At 38.8% G+C, this 523-nt stretch carries 2 tRNA genes; both read left to right on the top strand.

Going from position 1 to position 523, the window contains the following annotated elements:
- Positions 1 to 8: 8 nt before the first annotated feature.
- Positions 9 to 82, top strand: a tRNA-Ile gene (locus tag AB671_RS12545).
- Between the two features lie 86 nt (positions 83 to 168).
- Positions 169 to 242, top strand: a tRNA-Ala gene (locus AB671_RS12540).
- The last annotated feature ends 281 nt before the right edge of the window (positions 243 to 523 follow it).

Below are 523 nucleotides of genomic sequence, written 5' to 3'. Positions count from 1 at the left end.
CATAACAAAGTCTCGTAGCTCAGCTGGTTAGAGCGCTACACTGATAATGTAGAGGTCGGCAGTTCGAGCCTGCCCGAGACTACTAATTGAAATAGAGGTTAGAAATTAGAATTTAGAAGTTAGTTTTTTACTAATATCTAATTACTAACATCTAACATCTGACTAGAGGGGGAATTAGCTCAGCTGGCTAGAGCGCCTGCCTTGCACGCAGGAGGTCAAGGGTTCGACTCCCTTATTCTCCACTACGTTACGTAAGTAACTAGATTGACGGTTTAATTTTAAAGAAGCAAATAGAGCCAAAAACAATATTTTGCGAATTAGATCAGAAATAGCAAAAAGATCATTGACATTAACGGTAAAAATATCACAAAGAGAAAACCGAGCGCAATTAAGCGTTTGAGTTTACAAAAAATAGTTTAGCAGCAATGTTAGACAAAAAATACTGAACTAATTAATAATTAGGAAAGAAATCGTTAAGGGCGTATGGCGGATGCCTAGGCTTTCAGAGGCGACGAAGGACGTG

This window comes from Chryseobacterium sp. BGARF1 (assembly GCF_001677955.1).
GTDB lineage: Bacteria > Bacteroidota > Bacteroidia > Flavobacteriales > Weeksellaceae > Chryseobacterium.
Note: the sequence above shows the minus strand (reverse complement) of the source record. Positions and strands in the feature narration are given on the sequence as shown.